Origin of the sequence: Sinomonas sp. ASV322 (genome assembly GCF_030908245.1) — a bacterium.
GTDB lineage: Bacteria > Actinomycetota > Actinomycetes > Actinomycetales > Micrococcaceae > Sinomonas.
Genome location: NZ_JAVFJJ010000001.1, coordinates 521,439 through 545,467, shown reverse-complemented (window position 1 = coordinate 545,467; position 24,029 = coordinate 521,439). Strand labels below are relative to the sequence as shown.

Sequence of the window (24,029 nt, the reverse complement as noted above, 5' to 3'; positions counted from 1 at the left end):
TGAAAGAATCGCTGCATGGAACGCGGCAGTCTGCGCATCTTCCTCGGCGCCGCGCCCGGCGTCGGCAAGACCTATGGAATGCTCGAAGAAGCCCATCGGCTTGCCGCGTCGGGCACGGACGTCGTGGTCGCCGTCGTCATGGACCACGGCCGCGCGCAGACTGCCGCGCTCGTGCACGGCCTCGAGGAGGTGCCGCTGCGTGACGTCGAATACCGCGGCACCTACCTCGCCGAGATGGACGTCGATGCGGTGCTCAAGCGGCGGCCGCACACGGCGCTCGTGGACGAGTACGCGCACACCAACGCGCCCGGGAGCCAGCACGCAAAGCGCTGGGAGGACGTCGACGAGCTCCTCGACGCGGGCATCAACGTCCTCACGACCGTCAACGTCCAGCACCTCGCGTCGCTCAACGACGTGGTCGAGGCCATCACCGGCACGCGTCAGCAGGAGATGATCCCGGACGCGATCGTCCGCAAGGCGGACCAGATCGAGCTTGTCGACATCCCTCCCGAGCTCCTGCGGCAGCGTCTCAGCTCGGGGCTCGTGTATGCGCCGGACAAGATCGACGCGGCCCTGGCCAACTACTTCCGGCTCGGCAACCTCGCGGCCTTGCGCGAGATCGCGCTCATCTGGCTCGCGGACAGGGTCGAGGAGGGGCTCGCACAGTACCGTCAGCGGCACCGGATCGACGAGACGTGGCCGGCCCGCGAGCGCGTCGTCGTCGCGCTCACGGGCGGCCCTGAGGGCGAGGCCTTGATCCGGCGTGCGGCGCGCATCCTCACCCGCGTGAGCGGCGGGGACCTGCTTGCGGTCCATGTGCGGCGGCCGGATGGCCTCGCGGAGGGTTCCGAGCAGCCCCTCGCGATCCAGCGGAAGCTCGTCGAGGATCTCGGCGGTACCTATCAGCAGCTTGCGGGCGACGACGTCGCTGCGAGCCTCCTCGACTTCGCGCGCACCGTCAACGCGACGCAGATCGTCGTCGGCGTCTCGCGGCACACGCGCTTCCAGCAGCTGCTCGGACGCGGAGGTGTGGGCAGCGCCGTCGTGCGCAACTCCGGCGAGATCGACGTGCACATGGTGACCCACTCGCTCGCGGGGCGTGCGCCCCGCAGAAGGCTCACGCCGATCCTTGGCCGCGCCCGGACGATCGTCGGCTATGCGCTCGCGTTCGTCGTGCCGATCGCCATGACGGCCGCGCTCCTGCCGTTCCCGGAGCTCAACCTCACGACGCACGCCCTCGCGCACCTGTCCGGCGTCGTGGTGGTCGCCTTCGTGGGCGGCCTGTGGCCCGCGGTCGTCGCGGCCGTCTTTGATTCCCTTCTTCTCAATTATTTCGTCACCCCGCCCATCGGAACGCTGACCATCGACGACCCGCAGAACTTCTTCGCCCTCGTAGTCTTCCTCGCGGTCGCCGTCGCGTTTTCACTCGTCGTGGGCGTCTCGAGCCGCCGGTCCCGGGACGCCGCCCGCGCCCGCACCGAGGCGGGGACGCTCAGCGAGCTGGCGCGCGGCTCCCTCGCGCGGGACCAAAGCGCCGAGGAGTTCCTCGAGCAGCTGCGCGGCGAGTTTCAGCTCGCGTCGGTGAGCGTCCTCTCGCAGGACGGCGACAGCTCGTGGGCCGTGCGGGCGCGCGCCGGCCAAGGTGCCCCGGCGAACCCCGACGAGGCCGACGGCGCCGACCACCTTGAGCCGGGCCTCACCATCGCGTGGAAGGGTCGCGCGCTCAGCGGGGGAGAGCGGCGACTCCTCGCGGCCTTCGAGGCCCATCTCTCGGCCCTGCTCGAACGGCAAGAGCTCGCCGTGAGCCTCCGCGAAACGGTCAAGCTGGGCGAGGCAAACCGCATCCGCACGTCTATCCTGCGGGCCGTCTCGCATGATCTCCGCACGCCGCTCGCCGGAATTCGCCTCGCCGTGACGGCGCTACGGCGCCAGCGCGGGAAGACCACTCCCGAGGAACAGGCCGAGATGCTGGAAACGATTGACGGCTACTCGGGCCGGCTTGAGAACCTCGTGGCGAACCTCCTCGACATGTCCCGCATCGACAGCGCGGTGCTCAGCGTCCTCCACGAGCCCGTGACGTGGCTCGACGTCGTCTCCGACGTCGTCTCGGAGCTGCCGGCCGACTCGGTGCGCGTCGATCTCGCGCCCAATCTCCCAGCGCTCGACGGCGACCGCGGCCTCCTCGAGCGCGTCCTCGCGAACGTCGCCGAGAACGCCGTCAAATACGCGGGCGGCAGCGACATCGTGATCGTCGCGACGACGGGTGGCCTGCTCTCGCCGAGCGTCGGCGACCGGCCGGTGAGCGAACTTCGCGTCGTCGACCACGGCACGGGTGTGCCGGCCGAACGGGTCATGGCGATGTTCCAGCCGTTCCAGCGCCTTGGCGACGAGGCGAAAGGCTCGGGCATCGGCCTCGGGCTCGCCGTCGCGAAGGGCTTCATCGAGGCGATGGGCGGCGAGCTCGCCGCCGAACCGACTCCGGGAGGCGGCCTCACGATGGTCCTGCGCATGCCGCTGTACGCTGGGCCCCGGGATTGAGTGGAAGATCCAGGGAGCGCCGCCGCACCGGAGGTCGGCGGCTCAGGGACGCGAAGAAGAAGGGCGGCGATGAAACGGGTTCTTGTGGTCGACGACGAGCCGCAGCTCCTGCGCGCCCTTCAGATCAATCTCAGGGCCGAAGGGTACGCCGTCGCCACCGCTGAGAACGGCACGCAGGCTCTCCACCTCGCCGCCTCCAATCCTCCCGACGTGCTCGTGCTGGACCTCGGGCTCCCGGACATGGACGGCTCAGAGGTGATCCGCGGCATCCGCGGCTGGTCGGACATGCCGATCGTCGTGCTCTCGGCGCGACACGGCTCGGCAGACAAGGTCGAGGCGCTCGACGCCGGCGCCGACGACTACGTGACGAAGCCGTTCGGCCTCGACGAACTGCTCGCGCGCCTGCGCGCCGTCGAGCGCCGCTCGGCGCACGTCCCGCCCGGCGGCGTCGTGGACGTGGGGGACCTCCACATCAACCTCGGCGCCGCGACCGTGACGCGCGACGGCGAGCGAGTGCACCTCACGCCGCGCGAGTGGGGCGTCCTGCAGATGCTTGTCGCCAACCGGGGGAACCTCGTGACCCAGCGCCAGCTCCTCCAGACGGTGTGGGGGCCGGCCTACGGCGAGGAAACCCAGTACCTTCGTGTCTACATGGCCCAGCTGCGCCGCAAGCTGGAAACCGACCCCGCGCGGCCGAAACACCTCATCACCGAGGCCGGGCTGGGCTACCGGTTCGAGGAGTAGCGCACCTCGCCGAGCGCGCTGGCGCGAGCATCAGGAAAAGAGCGTTCCCGACTCGGGACCGGCCGCCTCGATGAGCTCGGGGCCGTTGTTCCTCACGCTGTTGACGAGACTGCCGACGACCCTGGGAACGAGGTGCGGTTCGGGCATCGAGTCGACGAGGCTGCGGATGTCGGCCTCGGACGTTGTCTCGGGGTCGAGCCACTCCGCCCACAGGTCCTTGGGCACGATGAGCGGGGTCCGGTCGTGGATGTGCCCGATCGAGTCTGCGGCGGGGGCCGTGATGATCGTGCACGTGCGGAGCCAACGGGCGGGATCGTCCGCCGGGAGAGCGGGGTCGGGCCAGTTTTCGAACAGCGCCGCGAACGCGAGCACGCCGTTCTCGACCTCATGGAGATACGTCGGGATCTTGTGGATCTTGCCGCCCACGAGCTCCTGCTGCCACTCGTAGTAGCCGTCCGCCGGCACGAGAGCGCGGCGCTGGGCGGCTGCCTTGCGGAACGAGGGTTTCTCGGTGATGGTCTCGCGCCGGGCGTTGATGAGCTTCGCGGCCCCCTTCGCGTCCTTCGACCACGAGGGCACGAGTCCCCATCGCGCAGTCACGAGCTTCCGCGAGACGCTGCCACTGTCCTTGTCCTTCCGGTCGAGGATGAGCGGCACGGGGTCGGTCGGAGCGATGTTGTAGGACGCGTCGAGTTCGTCGACATAGGTCTCGTCGACGTCGAATTCGGCCACGAGGTCGCCGACGCCCCTCGCCATGACGTATCTCCCGCACATGCTGCTCATTATTCACCTCGCCCCTGACGCCGTGGCTAGACTGGGATTGTTCGAAACTATCTTCGAAGACTTTGGGTAGAAGACCAAGAAGCCGAGTGAGAGAGCCCGTGCCTGAACCGTTCACGCATCTGCACGTCGCGAGCGCGTTCAGCTCATTTGGCGGCGGGTCCCGTCCCGACGATTTCGTGGCCGCCGCCGCGGCCGACGGCGCCACCGCGCTCGCCCGCACGGACCGCGACGGCCTCTACGGCGCCGTCAGGCACATCGGCGCGTGCCTTGCCGCGGGGATCGATCCGATCGTCGGCGTCGACCTCCCGATCCTCGCCGAACCCGCCGAGGTTCACGCAGAAGAGGACGACGACGGCGCTCGCCGAGGTGCGCGGCGGCCACGGCGCGGTTCCCGCGGGGTGGCGGGGCGCGTCGTCGTGCTCGCCCACGGGAGCAACGGCGGGGCGGGCTGGAGGGCCCTGTGCCGGCTCGTCTCCGACGCCCACGCGGCGACCAAGGCCACGAGGAACGGCCCGGTGCCGGTCGGCGTCCTGCGCTCGGAGCTCGCCGCGCGGTGCGTCGACCCCGACACCGGAAGGCCCGTCCTGACCGTGCTCATCGGACCGGATTCGGACGTTGGCCGCGCGTTGTCCGGGCAGCGGTTCTTACGCCCGCGAACGCTGTTCCGCGAGTGGCTCGACGTCATGCCGGCGGGTGCCCTCGCCGTCGAGCTCGTGACCCAGCTGACCGGTCCCGGCCGACCGCTTAGTACTGCGCACGCCGTGCGCATGCTCCGTCTCGCGAGCGAGCACAGCATCCCGGCAGTGCTCACGAACGCGGTCCGCCACGTTGACGAGGCCGCCGCAGAATCGGCCCGCCCTGACGCCCCTCGGGGCGAAGCGGCCCGCGCAGACATGGCCCGCGCCCAAGCGGCGGCGGTCCTCGCCGCCGTCCGCGCGCCCATGCCGCCCGGCGAGGCCTCGGACGTCGCTACGGGGCACAGCTGGCTCAAGCCCGCGGCACTCATGCATCGCCTCGGGCGCGAGATCGTGCACGCGGCGGGCCTCGGAGCGAAGGACCTCGCGAACCTCCTCGGCAACACGGAGCGGATCGCGGACCGCTGTCGGCTCGATCCTGCCGCCGACGCCGGATGGCGGCGGCCAGTCGTCCCCGAGGCGTCCGTCCTCGGCGTGACCGGGGAACCGATCCGCGTGCTCGCCGAGCGCTGCCGCGCCGCCGTTCCGGACCGCTATCCGGGCGCCGTGGGGGATACCGACGACCGGGTTGCTGCGCGGCTTGAGCATGAGCTCGGCGTCATCGACGGCCTCGGCGTCGCGCCTTACTTCCTCGCGGTCGCCGAGTTGGCGGAGACGATCCGCGGCATGGGCGTTCGGTCGGCGGTGCAAGGCTCGGGCGCCTCGAGCGTGGTCAATTATGTCCTCGGGATCAGCCACGTCGATCCGCTGCGGCACCGGCTGAGCTTCGAGGAATTCCTTCCCCGCGATGGCCGCACGCTCCCGCGCATAGGCTTCGCCGTCGAGCACGCTGCGTGCCTCACCGTGCACCGGCAGGTCTTCAAGCGCTTCGGCGCCGAGCGCGTCGCGCTCGTGGGCGGTCCCGGCAGCATCCTTCAGGAGGCTGAGCTGCGCGCGGTGGCCCCGCACGCGGGGCAGGAGGGCCAGCTCGAGCTATCCGTGGACGCGACCGAGGTCCTTGACCAGCAGTCGCGTCTCCTGTCGATGCATCCGGGCGGGCTGATTCTGGGCGACGCGCGCCTGCTCGACCGAACGCCCGTGCAGCCGAGCGGCCGAGGCCTGCCGATGAGCCAGTTCGACCGGCACGACCTGGACTCCATGGGGCTGCTCACGCTCGGCATCCACGGAGCGCCCCTCCAGAGCACGATGGCCTTCGCCGTGCGCGAGATTGCGCGGATTCGCGGAGGCTCGGCTGCAGGTCCCGAAGGCGCCCACGAGGACGCGCGGATCGACCTCGATGCCATTCCCCTCGACGACGAGCCCACGTACGAGCTCATCCGCTCGACCCACACGCTTGGCGGTCGGCCGGTCGAGTCCCCGGGCCGGCGCACGGCTGCGGGGAGCACGGCGCCCCGCGACTTCAACGACCTCATCACAGCGGTTGGCAGCTCCCGAGCCCACGGGGCCACGTCCGCGCTGCCCGCCTACCAGTCGGCGTGGCTCGCGACGCATCATCCCGAAGCGTTCCTTGCGGGGATGTTCGAGCACCGTTCAGGAACATATCCCAGGAGCCTCCTCGTCGCGGAGGCGCGTCGGCTCGGTATCCCGATCCTGCCGCCGGACACCAACGAAAGCCGCGACGGATACTGCGTCGAACGGATCGATTCGGGGCCGGACGCCGGCAAGCTCGGCATCCGCCCCGCGCTCAGGGACATCCACGGCCTCTCCCGGAATGACCTTCGACGGATTGTGGCGGGACAGCCATACACGTCGATCGCGGACCTTCTGGATCGGGCGCGGCCGAGCAGGGCGAGCGTGCGGCGCCTCGCTCAGGCTGGGGCGTTCGATTCGCTGCACCGAGCGGCCGTGAGCCGGGGGAGCGGAGCGGATCTCGTCGAGCAGCTCGCACCTCCGGCTCCGCCGTCCTCGCACTGGGGCACGTCGATCGACGGGCAGCTCACCCTCGACATCGCCGAGGCCGAAGTCCCCAACCGCCCTGGAGTCCCGCCGTCGTCCGTGCCGGCTGCGTGACGGCGGGGGTGCGCACGCCTTTCCGCTAGTCTTGACGATGGCTGGCTGTGGTCCCCGTATGCCACAAGCTATGAAGCCGACAACGAAGAGGAGACGCCCGTGTCAGATGCCCAACAGATCACCATCACTGTCGACGGCGAGGAGCGGACCGTCACGCGGGGCACGACGGGCGCGGACCTCTTCGACGGCAGGCGGGAGATCGTCGTCGTCCGCGTTGACGGCGCGCTCAAGGATCTCGACCAGCCCATCCCGGCCGGCGCCGTCGTCGAAGGCGTGGATGTTGCCTCGGAGGACGGCCTCAATGTCCTCCGGCACTCGGCCGCGCACGTCATGGCGCAGGCCGTTCAGCAGCTGCGGCCCGACGCGAAACTCGGCATCGGCCCGTACATCAGGGACGGCTTCTACTTCGATTTCGACGTCGAAGAGCCGTTCACGCCCGAGGACCTGCGCTCCCTCGAGAAGATGATGCTCAAGATCGTCAACCAGAACCAGATCTTCAGGCGCCGCAGCGTCTCGGAGGGCGAGGCGATCGAGGCCATGAAGCACGAGCCGTACAAGCTCGTGCTGCTCGGGGCCAAGGACCACCAGTCCGAGGGGGCGGCGAAGGAGGGCGCCAACATCGAGGTCGGTGCCGGCGAGATCACGATCTACGACAACATCGACCGCAAGAACGGCGAGGCCGTGTGGCACGACCTGTGCCGCGGGCCGCACCTGCCCAACACGAAGCTCATCTCGAACGCGTTCGCGCTCACCCGGTCGGCCGCGGCGTACTGGCTCGGCAGCGAGAAGAACGACCAGCTCCAGCGCATCTACGGCACCGCGTGGCCCACGAAGGAAGCGCTCAAGGAGTACCAGGACCGCATCGCCGAGGCGGAGCGCCGCGACCATCGCAAGCTCGGCGCCGAACTCGACCTGTTCTCGTTCCCGGACGAGCTCGGCTCGGGCCTCCCGGTCTTCCACCCCAAGGGCGGCATCATCCGCAAGTCCATGGAGGATTACTCGCGCCAGCGCCACACCGAGGCCGGCTATGAGTTCGTCTATACGCCGCACATTACGAAGGGCCACCTGTACGAGGTCTCCGGCCACCTCGACTGGTATCGCGAGGGCATGTTCCCAGCGATGCACGTCGACGCCGAGCTCAATGAGGACGGCACCGTTCGCAAGCCGGGGCAGGACTACTACCTTAAGCCCATGAACTGCCCCATGCACAACCTCATCTTCCGCTCACGGGGCCGTTCCTACCGCGAGCTTCCGCTGCGGCTGTTCGAGTTCGGCTCGGTGTACCGCTACGAGAAGTCGGGCGTTGTGCACGGTCTCACCCGCGTCCGCGGCATGACCCAGGACGACGCCCACATCTACTGCACGAAGGAGCAGATGAAGGATGAGCTCACCACGACGCTCAACTTCGTCCTCGACCTGCTGAAGGACTACGGCCTCAACGACTTCTACCTCGAGCTCTCCACGAAGGATCCCGAGAAGTACGTCGGCTCGGACGATGCCTGGGAGGAGGCCACGAGCACCCTCGCGGCGGTCGCCGAGGCCTCCGGCCTCGAGCTCGTGCCGGATCCGGGCGGGGCCGCGTTCTACGGTCCCAAGATCTCCGTCCAGGCCCGCGACGCGATCGGGCGCACGTGGCAGATGTCGACGATCCAGCTCGACTTCAACCTGCCGGAGCGCTTCGAGCTCGAGTACCAGGCCGCAGACGGAACGCGCCAGCGTCCCGTCATGATCCACCGTGCGCTCTTCGGCTCGGTCGAGCGGTTCCTCGGCGTCCTGACGGAGCATTATGCGGGAGCCTTCCCGGCGTGGCTCGCCCCGGTCCAGGTCGTCGGGATTCCCGTCGCCGAGGCGTTCGACGACTACATGTACGACGTCGTCGATCGCCTCAAGAAGGAGGGCATCCGCGCCCACGTGGACGCCTCGAGCGATCGCTTCCCGAAGAAGATCCGCACGGCGAGCAAGGACAAGATCCCGTTCGTGCTGATCGCGGGTGGCGAGGACGCCGAGGCCGGAGCCGTGTCGTTCAGGTTCCGCGATGGCAGCCAGGACAATGGCGTGCCCGTCGACGAGGCGGTCAAGCGGATCGTCGAGGCCGTCCGCACGCGGGCGCTCTGACATGGCGGAGTTCACAGGCGCACAGCTGCCCCGCGCGGGCGGCGACCCGGACAGCGAGGTGACGGACAGCTTCGAGCTGCCCAGCGCCCCGGATGCTTTCGGGCGTCTGTGGACTCCGCACCGCATGGCATACGTCAAGGGCGGCCAGGGGCAATTCCGCAATCGGGAGGACTGCCCCTTCTGCGCGGCACCCGCCCGCAGCGATGAGGAAGCGCTCATCGTGCACCGCGGGCGCACGTGCTACGCGGTGCTCAACCTGTTCCCGTACAACCCGGGCCACCTCTTGGTGTGCCCCTACCGCCACGTTGCGGACTACACAGATATCACGCCCGAAGAGACGGCAGAGATGTCGGAGATCACCCAGGCGGCGATGCGCGTGATCCGCAAGGTCGCGGGCCCGCACGGGTTCAACATCGGCATCAACCAGGGCGACGCCGGGGGAGCGGGCATCGCGGCGCACCTCCACCAGCACGTCGTGCCGCGGTGGGGTGGCGACGGGAATTTCCTCCCGATCATCGCCCAGACGAAGCAGATCACTCAGACCTTGGACGAGACGCGCGGGCTCCTCGCCGAGGCGTGGCACCGGGCCGGCGTGGAGGACGACGGCGACGCGGCGCTCGCGCGGGACGGCGGGAAGGCAGCGGGTGCTCAATAGACACGCCCGCGAGTTCTTCACGCGGCTTTTCACGCCCCTCGCTCGCGCGCTCCTCAAGCTCGGCGTCTCGCCGGACGCCGTGACGTTCGCGGGAACTGCAGGGGTGAGCCTCGCGGCCCTCATCCTGTTCCCGTTGGGCCAGCTCTTCTGGGGCGTCGTCGCCATCACGCTCTTCGTGTTCTCCGACGTCGTCGATGGGATCATGGCACGCCTCGCCGGGCGCCAGGGCCGGTGGGGGAGCTTCCTCGACTCGACGCTGGATCGGGTGCAGGACAGCGCGATCTTCCTCGGACTCGCCCTGTGGTTCTACAGCGGCGGCCGTTCGCCGGAGACGGGCTCTCTCGCCGTCGTCAGCATCCTCCTCGGGAACCTCGTCTCGTATGCCCGGGCGAAGGCGGAATCGCTCGGCTACACGGCCAATGTCGGCATCGCGGAGAGGGCGGAGCGGCTCGTCTCGGTCCTCGTCGTCGCCGGCCTGTGCGGCTTGGGCCTGCCCACGCCGTTCCTGTTCTGGACTTTCGTGGTGCTTGCGCTCGCAAGCGTCGTGACGGTCATCCAGCGGATTCTCGCGGTGCGGCGCCAGGCCCGCGAAGAGTCCAGCCCGGCCTGACGGAGCCCCGCCGGCGCCCTGTGCATTCGCCCATGCGCGCCGCGGCGCTCTTGGTTGGTCGCACCGCTCACACCGTGGCACCTGCGGCGATAGACTGGGGTTCTCCCCAAGGATTCAGGTTCTTCCTCTCGGGTTGGATCGACACCACTTCTTCATTTGAGCAGCCTAAAGAAAGACGAGTACGTGTCTACTGAAGCAAACTCCTCGGCTCCGACCACCGGCAGCGATCGCGTCAAGCGCGGCATGGCGGAGATGCTCAAGGGCGGCGTCATCATGGACGTCGTCAACGTCGAGCAGGCGAAGATCGCCGAGGACGCCGGCGCCGTGGCCGTGATGGCCCTCGAGCGCGTGCCGGCCGACATCCGCGCCCAGGGCGGGGTCTCGCGCATGTCGGACCCGGACATGATCGACGCGATCATCGGCGCGGTCTCGATTCCGGTGATGGCGAAGGCCCGCATCGGCCACTTCGTCGAGGCTCAGGTCCTCCAGTCCCTCGGCGTGGACTACATCGACGAGTCTGAGGTCCTGACCCCGGCCGACTATGAGAACCACATCGACAAGTGGCAGTTCACCGTGCCGTTCGTGTGCGGGGCGACGAACCTCGGCGAGGCGCTGCGCCGCATCAATGAGGGCGCGGCGATGATCCGTTCCAAGGGCGAGGCCGGCACCGGAGACGTCTCCAACGCCACCACGCACATGCGCAAGATCCGCGCCGAGATCCGCCGCCTGACCACGATGGCCGAGGACGAGCTCTACGTCGCGGCCAAGGAGCTCCAGGCCCCGTACGCGCTCGTGCGCGAGATCGCGGAGACCGGCAAGCTCCCGGTCGTGCTGTTCACGGCCGGCGGGATCGCGACCCCCGCCGACGCAGCCATGATGATGCAGCTCGGCGCGGACGGCGTCTTCGTCGGCTCGGGCATCTTCAAGTCCGGCAACCCCGCCCAGCGCGCGGCCGCCGTCGTCAAGGCCACGACGTTCTTCGACGACCCGGACATGATCGCCAAGGTCTCCCGCGGCCTCGGCGAGGCCATGGTCGGCATCAACGTCGACGACATCCCTCAGCCTCACCGCCTCGCCGAGCGCGGCTGGTAAGCCTTTAGGCAATGCACGACGGCGGCCGGTCACCTTCGGGTGGCCGGCCGCCGTCGTTCTCACATCCATTGCTGCACAACTGTCGTTATGAGGAGCCAAAACGACAGCTACGGAGCAATCGATGGTGCGGGACGTCCCCCAGGCTAGGTCCGCGGAGCCTCGTCGCAGCCAAGTCACCCTAACGTTCGAAAAGGCTTCTTGAGGGGACCTTTCCGAACGACAAGGGGACTGCGGCCGACCAGAATGAGCCGCAACGCCGAGTCGTCAGCCGAGGCCGCGGCGCGCGAGGAGAGGCGCGACGTCGGCCTCCCGCCCGCGGAAGGCGCGGAACGATTCGAGCGGATCTCGCGAGAAGCCGCGGGACAGGAGCTGGGCGCGGAACACGTCGCCGTTTTCCCGCGTGAGCCCACCGTTCTCCTTGAACCACTCGACGGTGTCCGCGTCGAGAACCTCGCTCCAGATGTACGACCAGTACCCGGCCGCGTACCACCCTCCCGCGAAGATGTGCTGGAAGTACCCCGTGCGATACCTCGGCGGGACGAGTGCGACGGCGACCTCGGCATCCTTGAGGGCTCGCGCCTCGAAGTCGAGGGGATCGCCCGGCTCGTCGCCGGCGGCGAGGCTGTGCCATGCAAGGTCGAGCAGCGAGGCCCCGAGGTATTCGGTCGTCGCGAAGCCCTCGCCCCACAGCTTCGCCGCATCCAGCGCGTCGATCTGTTCTTGGGAGAGGGGTTCTCCGGTCTCGACGTGCCGGGCATAGTTCGCGACGACGTCGGGCCACAGGAGCCACATCTCGTTGACCTGGGACGGGTATTCGACGAAGTCCCGCGGAACGTTCGTACCGGAGAACTTCGGGTACTCGACGTCCGAGAGGAGCCCGTGGAGCGCGTGGCCGAACTCGTGGAACGCCGTGCGCGCCTCGTCGAGCGTCAGGAGGGCTGGTTCGCCGGGAGCGGGCTTCGGGACGTTGAGGTTGTTGACGACGACGGGCCGCTCGCCGAGGAGGCGCGACTGCTCGACGAGCGAGTTCATCCACGCGCCGCCTCGCTTGGTCGGGCGGGCGAAGTAGTCGCCGAGGAAGAGGCCGAGGCCTGAGCCGTCGGCGTCGAAGATTTCCCAGACCCGGACGTCCTCGTGGTACCCGGGAAGGTGAGGCCGCTCCTCGAAGCGGAGTCCGTACAGCTGACCCGCGGCGAAGAAGACGCCGTCCTCGAGCACGCGGTCGAGCTCGAAGTACTGGCGGAGCGCCTTCTCGTCGACCGCGTACTTCGTGCGGCGGACCATGGCCGAATAGAAGGCCCAATCCCACGGCTCGAGGTCCTGCCCTGCCACCTCGGCGAGGGCCTGCGCCTCGGCTTCGGCGTTGCGCACGGCGGCCGGGGCGAGCCGTGCGAGCATCGAACGGACAGCGTCAGCGGACGGCGCCGTCTGGTCGTCGACGGCGAGGTCCGCGAACGTCTCATAGCCGAGGAGCGAGGCCTTCTCCGCGCGGAGCCGTGCCATATCGAGCACGAGTCCCCGAGCGTCGGTGTCTCCCTCCGAGCTTCCGCGCGCGACCGACCGCTCGAAGACGCGACGGCGGAGGTCGCGGTTCTCGAGGACGGCGAGAACGGGCTGGCCGGTGGGCTGGACGAACGTCAGGAGCCAGCCGCCCTCGTGTCCCGCGGCCCGAGCGGCCTGGGCCGCGCTCGCGCGGTCGTCTGCGGGGAGCCCCGCGAGTTCGGCCTCGTCGGTGACGAGCACCGCGGCGTCGTTGATGGCCTTCGCCACCCGCTGGCCGTATTCGGTTCCGAGGCGAGAGAGCTCGGCGTTGAGCTCGCGCAGTCTGCGCTGCCCCTTGTCGTCGAGATCTGCCCCGGCACGGCGGAAGTCGTTGAGCCATTCGTCGACGAGCCTCGCGGCCTCGGCGTCGAGTCCCGACGCGTCGATCGCGGCGAAGCGGTCCCTGAGGCGGCGATTGAGGAGGATCGCGTCCTGGTGCGCGCTGAGTTTGGGCGTGAGCTGCGTCTCGAGCGTGCGGATGGAATCGGTGCCGTGCGAGGAAACCATCGTCATGAACGCCGCGACGGCACGGTTGAGGAGCGCCCCGCTGCGCTCGATCGCCTCGACGGTGTTCTCGAAATCGGGTGCCTCGGGCGATTCGACGATGGCGTCGATTTCCCTCAGATGAGACGCAATGCCCGCGTCGACCGCTTCGGGGTAGTGCTCATCGCGGATCTCGGCAAACGGCGGCAGGGCATACGGAAGCGTGCTGCGGGTGAGGAGCGGGTTGGCCATGAAAGGAGCCTTTCACGCCTAGCGGCCCCGGGCAAGGACCGGGGCCGCGAGGCAGGGCCGCAGCCTCGGCTATTCGGCCGCGGCGTCCTGGGTGAAGACGAGGGACATCGGCGTGGCCTGCGAGCCCTGGCCCTGCGGGTTGTCCTTGAACATCCCGGCGATAGTCTCCTTCGGAAGGCCCGTGTCGTGGCCCATGACGACGACGCCGAGATCGTTCGCGTCCATGATGGCTGTCCCGCCGAAGGTCGCGGTCGCTTCCGCGGGCAGCGCGGCGCGGATCGCGGAGCTGAGCGACCGCGCGACACCGTCGGGATCCTTGGGCGCGAGCTTGACCGAGTTGCTCGCGGCGCCGAGGCTGTACGGCGTCGCGCCGTCGATCGCGTTGATGTTGTGGCCCACGACGTCGTAGAAGACGCCGCTCTTCCCTTGGACCTTGCCGACGACGGAGGCCGCCGCGGCCTTGACGATGAGCGGAAGGCCGACCTCGTTGATCGCGATCTGCATCGACCACGGGCTTCCGAGGCCGATCCCGGCAGGCGTGCGCGTCACGAACTTGCTGAGCACGCGGGCGGCGGGGGAGACCTCGATCTCCCAGACCGGGAAGGAGCGGCCCTGCGTGATGGCGACGATCTTCTCGCTCACGAGCAGGTACCACGGGAGGCCCTCGACCGCCTTGCGCGCCTCCTCGGGCGCCTCGGGCAGCCCGTTGAAGAACCGCTCGACATAGCCGGACACGGCAGGCGCCAGCTCGGTGCCCCGCGAGAACACGTCGGTCTGGAGCGGGTAGCGGCGGAAAGTCTGGCCGGCCGAGACGATGTCGAGGTCCTTGTCCGGGTTGGCCTCATAGTCGCTCTTGTTGAGCTTGACGTCGGCCGGAGCCTCGTCCTTGTCGATGAACTCGCGGAACCACAGTTCGACGTTGAGCAGCCGCCAGAAGATCATCGTGTCGGCGTCGTTCTTGCCGTTGAGGTACTCCTCGAACGCCGTGAGGACCTGCTCGCGGTCCCAATACGGGCGGCTGTAGAAGGAGTTCGACATGAAGATCTTGTAGATCCGCTCCTTCATGAGCTTGAACCACTCGGCCTCGGGCGTCGTGAAGCCGATCTTGTTGCGGCGGTTGCTGATCATCTCGGGCAGGAGGCCGCGCGTCGCGTCGCGCAGAACGCGCTTGTTCCAGCCCTCCTTGATGATGGCCTCGTCGGAGAGGCTGAAGAGGTACTTGACGACCTCCTTGTCGAGGAACGGCACGCGTCCCTCGAGCGAGAAGCGCATCGTGTTCTTGTCCTCGTACCGCAGAAGCGATGGGAGGGACTTCTCGAAGAGGTCGTCGATGAGGCGCAGCTTGAGGTTTGCCGGGATGTTCCCAAAGGACTCTCCGGTGAACTTCTGCGCCCAGTCGCGCTTGAGCAGGGTGCCCATCGAGACGGCCTTCTTGCCGCTCGCCATGCCCTTGAGGCGGAAGCGGCCGAGGCGGTAGAAGATGTCGAGGCTCGACGACGACTCCCGCGCGAGCGTCGCGAGGTCGCCGTCGTCCTTGAGCTGGCGCAGGTAGGCGAAGTAGTACGGGATGTAGCCCGCCATCATCTCGTCGGCACCCTGGCCGTCGAGCAGGACCGTGACGTGCTTCGAGGCCTCTTTCATGACGCAGTACTGCGCGTAGGGGCCGGAGGAGATGATGGGCTCCTCCATGGTGCGGACGAAGTCCTCGAGGTCGGCGTCGAAGCTCTCAGGCGTGGGCTTGATCTTGTGGGCCTCGATGTTCCCCTTGCAGACGGCGATCGCCGCGTCCGCATACGCCTCCTCGTCGTTGATCGCGTTGGGGAAGACCGCGCTGAACGTGTTCTGCTTCGCGCCGACGGCTTCGAGACCCTCGGCGTTCTCCTGCATGAGGCGGTTGATCGTGACGACGACGGCGGACGAGTCGAGTCCGCCCGAGAGGGCGCTGCCCACCGGGACCTCGGAGTTGAGGCGGATGCGGATTGCCTCCGTGAAGCGGCGCCGGTATTCGTCGACGACATCCGGCGTGTACGGGGCGCTGACCTTGGCGAGCTCCTCGAGTTCTTCGCGCAGCCGCGTGTAGCTCGAGATGCGGAGGCGGCCCGTCTCGAGGTCGACGGTCATCATCTCGCCCGGAAGGAGCTTGTTGACGCCTTCGAAGAAGGTCTCGGCCGTGTCGTCGTGGATACGGTACCGGAGGTATCGGTAGAGGATCCGCTCGTTCGGCTGGGCCTCGAGCTTCCCGGTGGCGAGGATCGGCTTGATCTCCGAGGCGAAGAGCAGCTGGGGCTCCCGCTCGGATCCGGCGTTGGCCCAATAGAGCGGCTTGATGCCGAAGTGGTCGCGCGCGAGGACGAGCCGGCCGTTCGCGTGGTCGAGGATGGCGAGGCCGAACATCCCGTTGAAGCGGTCGAAGGCGTCCGTGCCCCATTCCTCATAGGCCTGGAGGACGACCTCGGTGTCCGAGACGGTCGCGAAGGTGCGTCCGAGCCCTTCGAGCTCGGTGCGGAGCTCCCGGTAGTTGTAGACCTCGCCGTTGTAGATGAGGATCGTCTGGCCGTCGGCGCTGACCATCGGCTCCTGGCCGTGGGCGCGGTCGACGATGGCGAGACGGCGGTGAGCGAGGCCCACGGACCGGTCACCAACAGGATCGGAGACGTAGTAGCCCTCGCCGTCAGGGCCTCGGTGCTGGATGCAGCTGTTCATCGTCTCGAGCAGAGCCCGATCCTGAGCGAAACCGTAGTAGCCGGCGATACCGCACATCGTGCAATCCTCAATCTGTCGTCGAACACGGTCCGGCGTCCATGCTACCGGTGCGGCTTCCTCGCCCGGCCTGTGTCGTCGGCGCGCGGAGGGCGGTTCGCGTGCCGCGTGGCGGCCCCTACTAGACTGGATAGGTGAATTCCCGCGTCGATCGGACTTCTTCCCGCCCGCCCGCCGAAGCCTCAGGCGCGCCCGCGCTGCGCGTCGGTGTGCTTGCGCTTCAGGGTGACGTGCGGGAGCACGTTCATGCACTCGAGTCGTTGGGGGCGGACGCAGTCAAGGTGCGTCGACCTGAGGAACTCGACGGGCTCGATGGGCTGGTCATCCCGGGCGGCGAGTCGACGGCGATCGACAAGCTCGCCCGCGCGTTCGGTGTGTCGGAGCCGCTCAAGCGGAAGATCGCCGAGGGCTTCCCGGTCTATGGCTCGTGCGCGGGCATGATTCTCCTCGCCGACGAGATCGCCGATCCCGCCGAAGACCTTTCGGGGAAGCCGCAGGGGACCTTCGGAGGCCTCGACATCACGGTGCGGCGCAATGCCTTCGGCCGGCAGCGGGAGTCCTTCGAAACCGATCTGGACTTCAAGGACATCGATCAGTCGGGTGGTCCCGTCCACGCCGTCTTCATCCGCGGCCCGTGGGTCGAGCGCGTGGGGGAGTCCGTCGAGGTGCTGGCCGAAGTCGATCCCCAGCATGCGTCGCACACGGCCACGTTGGGCGGCCAGTCTAGAATTGTCGCAGTCCGTTCGGGAAATCTGCTCGCGACATCCTTCCATCCGGAAGTGACGGGCGAGCTGCGAGTCCATGAACTTTTCATCCGCATGATCAAGGGAGAAGCGTAGGCATGTCCGGCCACTCCAAATGGGCGACCACGAAGCACAAGAAGGCGGTCATCGACGCCAAGCGTGCCAAGGCGTTCGCCAAGTACATCAAGACGATCGAGGTTGCGGCGCGCTTGGGTGGCCCCGACCTGTCTGGCAACCCGGCGCTTGACCTTGCCGTCTCGAAGGCCAAGAAGAACTCGGTCCCGAACGACAACATCGATCGGGCGATCAAGCGCGGCGCCGGCCTCACCGGCGAGGCGATCGAGTACACGGAGATCATGTATGAGGCCCGCGGTCCCCAGGGTTCCGCGCTCCTCATCGAGTGCCTCACGGAGAACCGCAACCGGGCGGCCGCTGACGTGCGCCTCGCGGTGACCCGCAATGGCGGCTCGATGGCGGATCAGGGGTCCGTGAGCTACCTCTTCACGCGCAAGGGCGTCGTGAGCCTCCCGAAGAACGGCCTGTCCGAGGACGACGTCCTCATGGCCGTTCTCGAGGCCGGCGCCGAGGAGGTCAAGGACGCTGGCGAGAATTGGGTCGTCTATTCCGAGCCGAACGACCTCCAGGCCATCCGGGACGCCCTCAAGGACGCCGCGATCGAGTACGACACCGACGAGGCGGAGTTCGTCCCGTCCATGGAGGTTGAGCTCGATGCGGACGGCGCGCGCAAGTTCATGCGCCTCGTGGACGCTCTCGAGGACCTCGACGACGTCCAGAACGTCTACACAAACGCGGACATGAGCGAGGAGGTCATGGCGGCCCTCGAGGCCGAGTGACCCCCGCCGTGGCTGGTTCCGTCAATCTCCGCGTACTCGGCGTCGACCCGGGCCTCACGAGGTGCGGCCTGGGTGTCGTCGATGTCGCGCGGGATCGGCGCGCCTCCCTCGTGGGCGTTGGCGTTGTCGGAACTTCGGCGGACCAGCCGCTCGACGCGCGCCTGCTCGTCATCGCTACCGCGATCGACGAGTGGCTCGAGCGCTACGAGCCGGAAGTCGTCGCCGTCGAACGCGTCTTTTCCCAGCTGAACGTGAGCACGGTCATGGGCGTCGCCCAGGCCTCGGGCGTCGTGATCGCTGCGGCGGCCCGCAAGGGAATACCCGTTGCCCTGCACACGCCCTCCGAGGTCAAGGCAGCGGTGACGGGGAGTGGCCGCGCCGATAAGGACGCCGTGACGCGCATGGTGACGAAGATCCTGCGCCTCGACGCGTCGCCCCGACCGGCCGATGCCGCCGACGCCCTCGCGCTTGCCTTGGCCCACGCTTGGCGCGGCTCCGCGCCGGGCTCGCCTTCCGCCGTCGGACGTACGACAGCGATGCCGGCGACGGCGATGACGCCGGCCCAACGGGCGTGGGTGGAAGCCGAGTCGAAGGCGCGTCGAAAGTCGTAAAGGTTCCCGAAGCGTGCGGAGAGATGGCCAGCGGCGGAGTCCAGGGCGCGTCGAAAGTCGTAAAGGTTCCCGAAGCGTGCGGAGAGATGGCCAGCGGCGGAGTCGAAGGCGCGTCGAAAGTTGTAAAGGTTCCCGAAGCGTGCGGAGAGATGGCCAGCGGCCGAGTCGAAGGCGCGCCGCATATCCTGACGTGTTCTGTCGGCTGCTGACGCTAAGTTGTTCGTAGATGTGTTCGGATAGCAGAAGGGAGCGCTCCGCGATGATCAGTTTCCTCCGCGGCATGGTGGCGCACGTCGGGCTCTCGTCGGGGGTGATCGACGTCGGCGGGGTCGGCATGTCTTTCGCCGCCACGCCGCAGACGCTCGCCGGCCTTGGGGTCGGGGAGCCTGGCACCGTGCATACCCTCATGGTCGTGCGCGAGGATTCGCTCACGCTCTACGGCTTCGCGTCGATTGATGAGCGCGAGGTATTCGAGGTCCTGCTGGGGGTCGCTGGCGTGGGGCCTCGGCTCGCCCTCGCGGTCTTGGCGGTCCACAGCCCTGAAGCCGTGCGCGTGGCGGCTCATTCCGAGGACGCCAAGGCGTTCACGAAGGTTCCGGGCATTGGGCCGAAAGTCGGCGCGCGCCTCGTCCTCGAACTCAAGGGCAAGCTCGTTCCGCATGGCACGCCGGGCGGCCTCGCGCCGTCGTCGCCCGCCTCGGCTGACGCGGCGTGGAAGCCGCAGGTGATCGCGGCGATGACTTCCCTTGGCTGGTCCGAGAAGGACGCGGAATCGAGCATCGGGCGCGCGCTCGAGGACCGGCCCGATCTGGCCGATGCCGGGAGCGTCCCGGAGATTCTGCGGGCAACGCTGCGGTGGCTCGGCCAGGGCGCCAGGACGCCCGTGAAGGCGGGTTCGCGTGGCTGAGCCGTCTATCGTGTCGACGGGCGAGGAGCCCGAGGAGCGCGCGATCGAGGCGGCGCTCCGCCCGAAGCTGCTCGACGACTTCGTCGGCCAGCAGCGTGTCAGGCGCCAGCTCTCGCTCGTGCTCGAGGCGTCGCGGCTGCGCGGACGCAGCGCCGATCACGTGCTGCTCTCGGGGCCTCCCGGCCTCGGCAAGACGACGCTCGCGATGATCATCGCGGCGGAGATGAACGCGCCGCTCAGAATCTCGTCGGGGCCGGCGATCCAGCACGCGGGCGATCTCGCGGCGATCCTCTCCTCGCTCTCCGAGGGCGAGGTCCTCTTCCTCGATGAGATCCACCGCATGTCTCGGCCCGCCGAGGAAATGCTCTACATGGCCATGGAGGATTTCCGGGTCGACATCGTCGTGGGCAAGGGCGCGGGCGCGACGGCGATCCCGCTCGACCTGCCGCCGTTCACGCTCGTCGGCGCGACGACCCGGGCCGGCCTCCTGCCCGGGCCGCTGCGCGACCGCTTCGGCTTCACGGGCCATCTCGAGTTCTATTCCGTCGAGGAGCTCGAGCTGGTCCTGCGACGCTCGGCGGGCCTTCTGGACCTCAGGGTGACGTCGGCTGGCTTCACAGAGGTTGCAGGGCGCTCGCGCGGGACTCCGCGCATCGCGAACCGTCTGCTCCGTCGCGTTCGGGACTGGGCCCTCGTGCACCGGATCGAACGCATCGACGCTCGCACTGCGGCAGCCGCGCTCGATATGTACGAGGTCGACGCGAGGGGACTGGACCGCCTTGACCGCGCGGTCCTCACGGCGCTCGCGACGAAGTTCGGCGGAGGTCCCGTGGGCTTGTCGACCCTCGCGATTGCCGTGGGGGAGGAGCCGGAGACGGTCGAGACTGTTGCCGAGCCGTACCTTGTGCGCGAGGGCCTCATGGGACGCACCCCGCGCGGGCGCATCGCGACGCCCGCGGCCTACCAGCACTTGGGCCTGCCAGTCCCGCCCGATGCCCCGTTCGCCTACAGCTCAACTCTTTTTGGACCCGGAACAGGCGCGTCCGAGGAGACGGGCGACGACGACGTCCTCGCCGAGTGGCGCTGACGGCCTGCCCCCCGCGAGGCGCGCCGCCGGGAACTCTTGTGTCTCCTTGCCCGTAGACTGAAGGAAGACAACCTGCCTCTGGCGGGCCGAGATGCTGTGCCCGGAACGATCCGGGTCAGGCGCGCATCCCCAGTCGCGTGCCACCCAAGAGATTGGATTCACCATGCCCTTCGATCCGATAACCATCCTCCTGCTTGTCGTTTTTGCGTTCTTCATCTTCACGATGTTCCGGCGCAACAGGAAGACCCAGTCGCAGCAGGCCGAGATGCGTTCGAAGTTCGTCCCCGGTGTCGAGGTCATGACGAGCTTCGGGCTCTTCGGACGCATCGTGTCGGTCGACGAAAGCGAGAACAAGGTCGTTCTTGAGCTTTCCCCGGGTGCCACGGCCACCGTCCACAAGCAGGCCATCTCGAAGGTCGTCGAGCCGTCGGCAGCGCCCGCAGTCGACGAGCAGGCGGCCGACGACGACGATGCGGCCGCCGAGGCGCAGTCGCACACCCCGTCGGGCGATCCTGCCCCGCACACCGAGGCCCGCCCCGGAGAGACCCCGGAGGAGACCCTCAAGCGCCTCAACGGCGAAGGCAAGTAAAAGCCACTCAACGCCTGCCACCCGCGCCCGGCTCGATCGCGCGCAGCGGCCGTCTCATCAGGAGTAATGAACCCATGGCTCGATCCCGCACGAAGCGGCCGGGACTCAGGACCCTCGTCTGGCTCGTCGTCCTGTTCGTCGCTCTCGTCGCTGCCCTCAGCGGCGGTGTCCTCGTAGCCCAAGCGTCATGGGCGCCCAAGCTCGCGCTCGATCTCGAGGGCGGAACCCAGATGATCCTCGCGCCCAAGGTGACGGGTGGCGGCGCGGTGACGCCGGATCAGCTCAACCAGGCGGTCGAGATCATCCGCCAGCGCGTTGACGGCTCCGGCGTCTCCGAGGCGGAGATCAGCACGCAGTCGAGCCGGAACGTCGTCGTGAGCCTCCCCGGCGTTCCGTCGGCCGAGACGCGCCAGCTCATCCAGGCGTCCGCGGACATGAACTTCCGCCCGGTGCTCGCCGCTGGCGATCCGGCCGCCGTGGCGAAGGAGAAGCTCGTCCCCGATGACCAGCTGCCCAAGCCCAGCGCTGCGCCGACGAACGCGAGCGACACCAATTGGGTGACGGCGGATGTCTACAAGCAGTTCGAGGCGCTCGACTGCACCCAGCCGCAGCCCGAGACGACGCAGCGCTCGGATCCGAAGAAGCCGCTCGTGACGTGCCAGCCTGCAGCCAACGGAACCCCGGCCATCAAGTACATCCTCGGTCCGGTCGAGATTCCCGGTACCGATATCTCCGGCTCGACCTACCAGCTCGTCCAGGGCCAGCAGGGCGCCGTCACGAACCAGTGGGCCGTCAACATCCAGTTCAACGGCGACGGCACCAAGGTCTTCAAGGACGTCACGCAGCGGCTCAACGGCTTCTATGTCGCCGCCGGCGGGGAGCGCGGGAACGACGCCCGTGCGCAGTTCGCGATCGTCCTCGACGACAAGGTGCTCTCGGCGCCTCGTGCTCTGGCCGTGATCACCGACGGCCGCCCGCAGATCACCGGCAGCTTCACGCAGACGAGTGCCCGGACCCTTTCGGATCAGCTCCGATTCGGCGCGCTGCCGATCAGCTTCGACATCCAGAGCGAGGAGCAGATCTCCGCGACGCTCGGAACGCAGCAGCTGCAGATGGGCCTCCTCGCGGGGCTCATCGGCCTGCTCCTCGTCGTCGTGTACTCGCTCTTCCAGTACCGCGCCCTTGGCTTCGTGACGATCGCTTCGCTCGTCGTCGCAGGCCTCATGACGTACTTGTCCATCACGATCCTCGGCTGGACGCAGAACTACCGCCTGTCCCTTGCGGGCGTCGCGGGCCTCATCGTGGCGATCGGTCAGACCGCAGACTCGTTCATCGTCTACTTCGAGCGCATCCGCGACGAGCTTCGTGAAGGCCGCGGACTCGTCTCCGCCGTCGAGAACGGCTGGAGGAGAGCAAAGCGCACGGTGCTTGCGTCGAAGGCCGTCAACCTCCTGGCCGCGGTCGTGCTGTACTTCGTTGCGGTCGGCAACGTCCGTGGCTTCGCGTTCACGCTCGGGCTCACGGCCATCGCGGACCTCATCGTCGTGTTCATGTTCACTCACCCGACGCTCCAGATCATTGCGCGGACGAAGTTCTTCGGCGAGGGCCACCGCTTCTCCGGCCTTGATCCCGTCCAGCTCGGTGCTGTGCCGCTGTATCGCGGCGCGGGCCGTCTCCGCGAGGCATCGGAAGCCGCTCGAGGCTCCCTCAAGCCCAAGAACGCGGCCGCGGCCGGCGAGGCCGGGCGCCGCATGACCATCGCTGAGCGCCGCGCGGCCGAGGCCGAGCAGCAGACAGACCTCGCCACGGCCACGAAGTCCGCTCAGCGTGCCGAGCGTTCTCAGGAGGAGAACTGATGTCGACGACCGTCCTCGCCCGCTTCGGCAATGAGCTCTACTCCGGCAAGCGTTCCTACGATTTCGTCGGCAGGCGGAAGCTGTGGTTCATCGTGGCCGGGGCCGCCGTGCTCATCGCGATCATCGTGCCTCTCGTGCGGGGCGGCTTCAACCTCAGCATCGACTTCCGGGGCGGCTCCCAGTTCACGATCTCCCAGGCCAAGTCCACCGATACCGTGGTGGGCCAGAACGCGGTGCACTCGATCGTGCCCGGCTCGACGCCGCGCGTGGCGAATGTCGCCGGGAACACGATCCAGGTCCAGACCGATCAGCTCACCGACACGCAGACCCTTCAGGTCAAGGACAAGCTCGCGGCCGCCTACGGAGTCAATTCGAACGAGGTCGCATCGACGTTCGTCGGCCCCACGTGGGGCGCAGACGTCACCAATCAGGCGCTTATCGGCTTCGTGGTGTTCGTCGGCCTCGCGGCCGTGCTCATGGCCCTCTACTTCCGAACGTGGAAGATGTCGCTCTCGGCACTCACCGGCATGATCGTGACGATCTTCGTCACCGAAGGCGTGTACGCGATCAGCGACTTCGAGATCTCGCCGTCGGCCATCATCGGCTTCCTCACGATCCTGAGCTATTCGCTCTACGACACCGTGGTGGTGTTCGACAAGATCCGCGAGAATACGGCGGACATTTCGACGTCGACGCGGCGCACGTTCGGTGAAGAGGTCAACCTCGCCGTGAACCAGACGCTCGTGCGGTCGATCAACACCATGATGGTCGCCGTCCTGCCGGTTGCCGCGATCCTCTTCATCGGGGCCGGGCTTCTGGGGGCTGGCACCCTGCGTGATCTGTCCCTTGCGCTCTTCGTCGGCATCCTCGCGGGCACCGCTGCGACTCTCTTCATCGCCGCCCCGATGTATGCGTGGCTTCGTGAGGGCGAGCCGGCGCTCGTGAAGCAGGCCGAGAAGGTCGCGGCGCGGAGGTCCGAGGCGACGGTCTGAGGCCTTGCTCCGCGCGGCCCGTCCGCTCCCGTCTGGGTGCGCGACGCGCTGTCGGCGAACACAGTCTGGCCCGAGGAATGGCGGCGATTGTTCCGTGCGTTCTACCCGGGC

General features: G+C 68.2%; 18 protein-coding genes. 15 read left to right on the top strand and 3 right to left on the bottom strand.

The window, feature by feature from the left end:
- Positions 1-15: 15 nt before the first annotated feature.
- Positions 16-2,538, top strand: coding sequence for a DUF4118 domain-containing protein (locus RBS12_RS02475; protein ID WP_307964448.1), 2,523 nt, complete (start codon positions 16-18; stop codon positions 2,536-2,538).
- 69 nt (positions 2,539-2,607) lie between these two features.
- Positions 2,608-3,282 carry a response regulator gene (locus RBS12_RS02470; protein ID WP_307964447.1) on the top strand — a complete coding sequence of 225 codons (675 nt, stop codon included), beginning with the start codon at positions 2,608-2,610 and terminating at the stop codon, positions 3,280-3,282.
- Between the two features lie 30 nt (positions 3,283-3,312).
- Here the strand turns inward: RBS12_RS02470 and RBS12_RS02465 are convergent, their stop codons facing one another.
- A complete protein-coding gene (locus RBS12_RS02465) occupies positions 3,313-4,065 on the bottom strand; it encodes an SOS response-associated peptidase (RefSeq protein WP_307964446.1) in 753 nt (250 codons plus the stop codon).
- 98 nt (positions 4,066-4,163) lie between these two features.
- Here RBS12_RS02465 and RBS12_RS02460 point away from each other — a divergent pair, with 98 nt between their 5' ends.
- From RBS12_RS02460 to pdxS, 5 genes are all read left to right on the top strand, one after another.
- Positions 4,164-6,770 (top strand): PHP domain-containing protein, encoded by a 2,607-nt coding sequence (locus RBS12_RS02460; protein ID WP_307964445.1) that lies wholly within the window; start codon positions 4,164-4,166, stop codon positions 6,768-6,770.
- A 99-nt stretch (positions 6,771-6,869) separates the two neighbouring features.
- Positions 6,870-8,885: a threonine--tRNA ligase gene (gene thrS / locus RBS12_RS02455; protein WP_307964444.1), complete on the top strand. Its 2,016-nt coding sequence runs from the start codon at positions 6,870-6,872 to the stop codon at positions 8,883-8,885.
- A 1-nt stretch (position 8,886) separates the two neighbouring features.
- On the top strand, positions 8,887-9,540 hold the full coding sequence (locus RBS12_RS02450; RefSeq protein WP_307964443.1) for an HIT domain-containing protein: 654 nt from the start codon (positions 8,887-8,889) through the stop codon (positions 9,538-9,540).
- On the top strand, positions 9,530-10,150 hold the full coding sequence (gene pgsA, locus RBS12_RS02445) for a phosphatidylinositol phosphate synthase (RefSeq protein WP_307964442.1): 621 nt from the start codon (positions 9,530-9,532) through the stop codon (positions 10,148-10,150). Before RBS12_RS02450 ends, pgsA begins: the two co-directional genes overlap by 11 nt.
- A 183-nt stretch (positions 10,151-10,333) precedes the next feature.
- The gene (pdxS, locus tag RBS12_RS02440; RefSeq protein WP_307964441.1) at positions 10,334-11,242 is read left to right on the top strand and encodes a pyridoxal 5'-phosphate synthase lyase subunit PdxS; all 909 of its coding nucleotides are present in this window, start codon (positions 10,334-10,336) and stop codon (positions 11,240-11,242) included.
- A gap of 264 nt (positions 11,243-11,506) precedes the next feature.
- Here the strand turns inward: pdxS and RBS12_RS02435 are convergent, their stop codons facing one another.
- A complete protein-coding gene (locus RBS12_RS02435; protein ID WP_307964440.1) occupies positions 11,507-13,519 on the bottom strand; it encodes a M3 family metallopeptidase in 2,013 nt (670 codons plus the stop codon).
- 69 nt (positions 13,520-13,588) lie between these two features.
- Positions 13,589-16,279, bottom strand: coding sequence for an asparagine synthase (glutamine-hydrolyzing) (gene asnB, locus RBS12_RS02430; protein WP_307964439.1), 2,691 nt, complete (start codon positions 16,277-16,279; stop codon positions 13,589-13,591).
- 197 nt (positions 16,280-16,476) lie between these two features.
- Here asnB and pdxT point away from each other — a divergent pair, with 197 nt between their 5' ends.
- The 8 genes from pdxT to secF all read left to right on the top strand — a co-directional run bounded on the left by pdxT (position 16,477) and on the right by secF (position 23,918).
- The gene (gene pdxT, locus RBS12_RS02425) at positions 16,477-17,118 is read left to right on the top strand and encodes a pyridoxal 5'-phosphate synthase glutaminase subunit PdxT (RefSeq protein WP_307964526.1); all 642 of its coding nucleotides are present in this window, start codon (positions 16,477-16,479) and stop codon (positions 17,116-17,118) included.
- Positions 17,119-17,120: 2 nt separating this feature from the next.
- Positions 17,121-17,876, top strand: a complete 756-nt coding sequence (locus RBS12_RS02420) for a YebC/PmpR family DNA-binding transcriptional regulator (protein WP_307964438.1) — start codon at positions 17,121-17,123, stop codon at positions 17,874-17,876.
- Between the two features lie 8 nt (positions 17,877-17,884).
- Positions 17,885-18,487 (top strand): crossover junction endodeoxyribonuclease RuvC, encoded by a 603-nt coding sequence (gene ruvC / locus RBS12_RS02415; protein WP_307964437.1) that lies wholly within the window; start codon positions 17,885-17,887, stop codon positions 18,485-18,487.
- Between the two features lie 259 nt (positions 18,488-18,746).
- Positions 18,747-19,394, top strand: a complete 648-nt coding sequence (ruvA, locus tag RBS12_RS02410) for a Holliday junction branch migration protein RuvA (RefSeq protein ID WP_307964436.1) — start codon at positions 18,747-18,749, stop codon at positions 19,392-19,394.
- A complete protein-coding gene (ruvB, locus tag RBS12_RS02405) occupies positions 19,387-20,481 on the top strand; it encodes a Holliday junction branch migration DNA helicase RuvB (protein WP_373886457.1) in 1,095 nt (364 codons plus the stop codon). The genes ruvA and ruvB overlap by 8 nt, the downstream gene beginning before the upstream one ends.
- Positions 20,482-20,644: 163 nt before the next feature.
- Positions 20,645-21,070 (top strand): preprotein translocase subunit YajC, encoded by a 426-nt coding sequence (yajC, locus tag RBS12_RS02400; RefSeq protein ID WP_307964435.1) that lies wholly within the window; start codon positions 20,645-20,647, stop codon positions 21,068-21,070.
- 74 nt (positions 21,071-21,144) lie between these two features.
- A complete protein-coding gene (gene secD / locus RBS12_RS02395; RefSeq protein ID WP_307964434.1) occupies positions 21,145-22,926 on the top strand; it encodes a protein translocase subunit SecD in 1,782 nt (593 codons plus the stop codon).
- Positions 22,926-23,918 (top strand): protein translocase subunit SecF, encoded by a 993-nt coding sequence (gene secF / locus RBS12_RS02390; RefSeq protein WP_307964433.1) that lies wholly within the window; start codon positions 22,926-22,928, stop codon positions 23,916-23,918. The genes secD and secF overlap by 1 nt, the downstream gene beginning before the upstream one ends.
- The last annotated feature ends 111 nt before the right edge of the window (positions 23,919-24,029 follow it).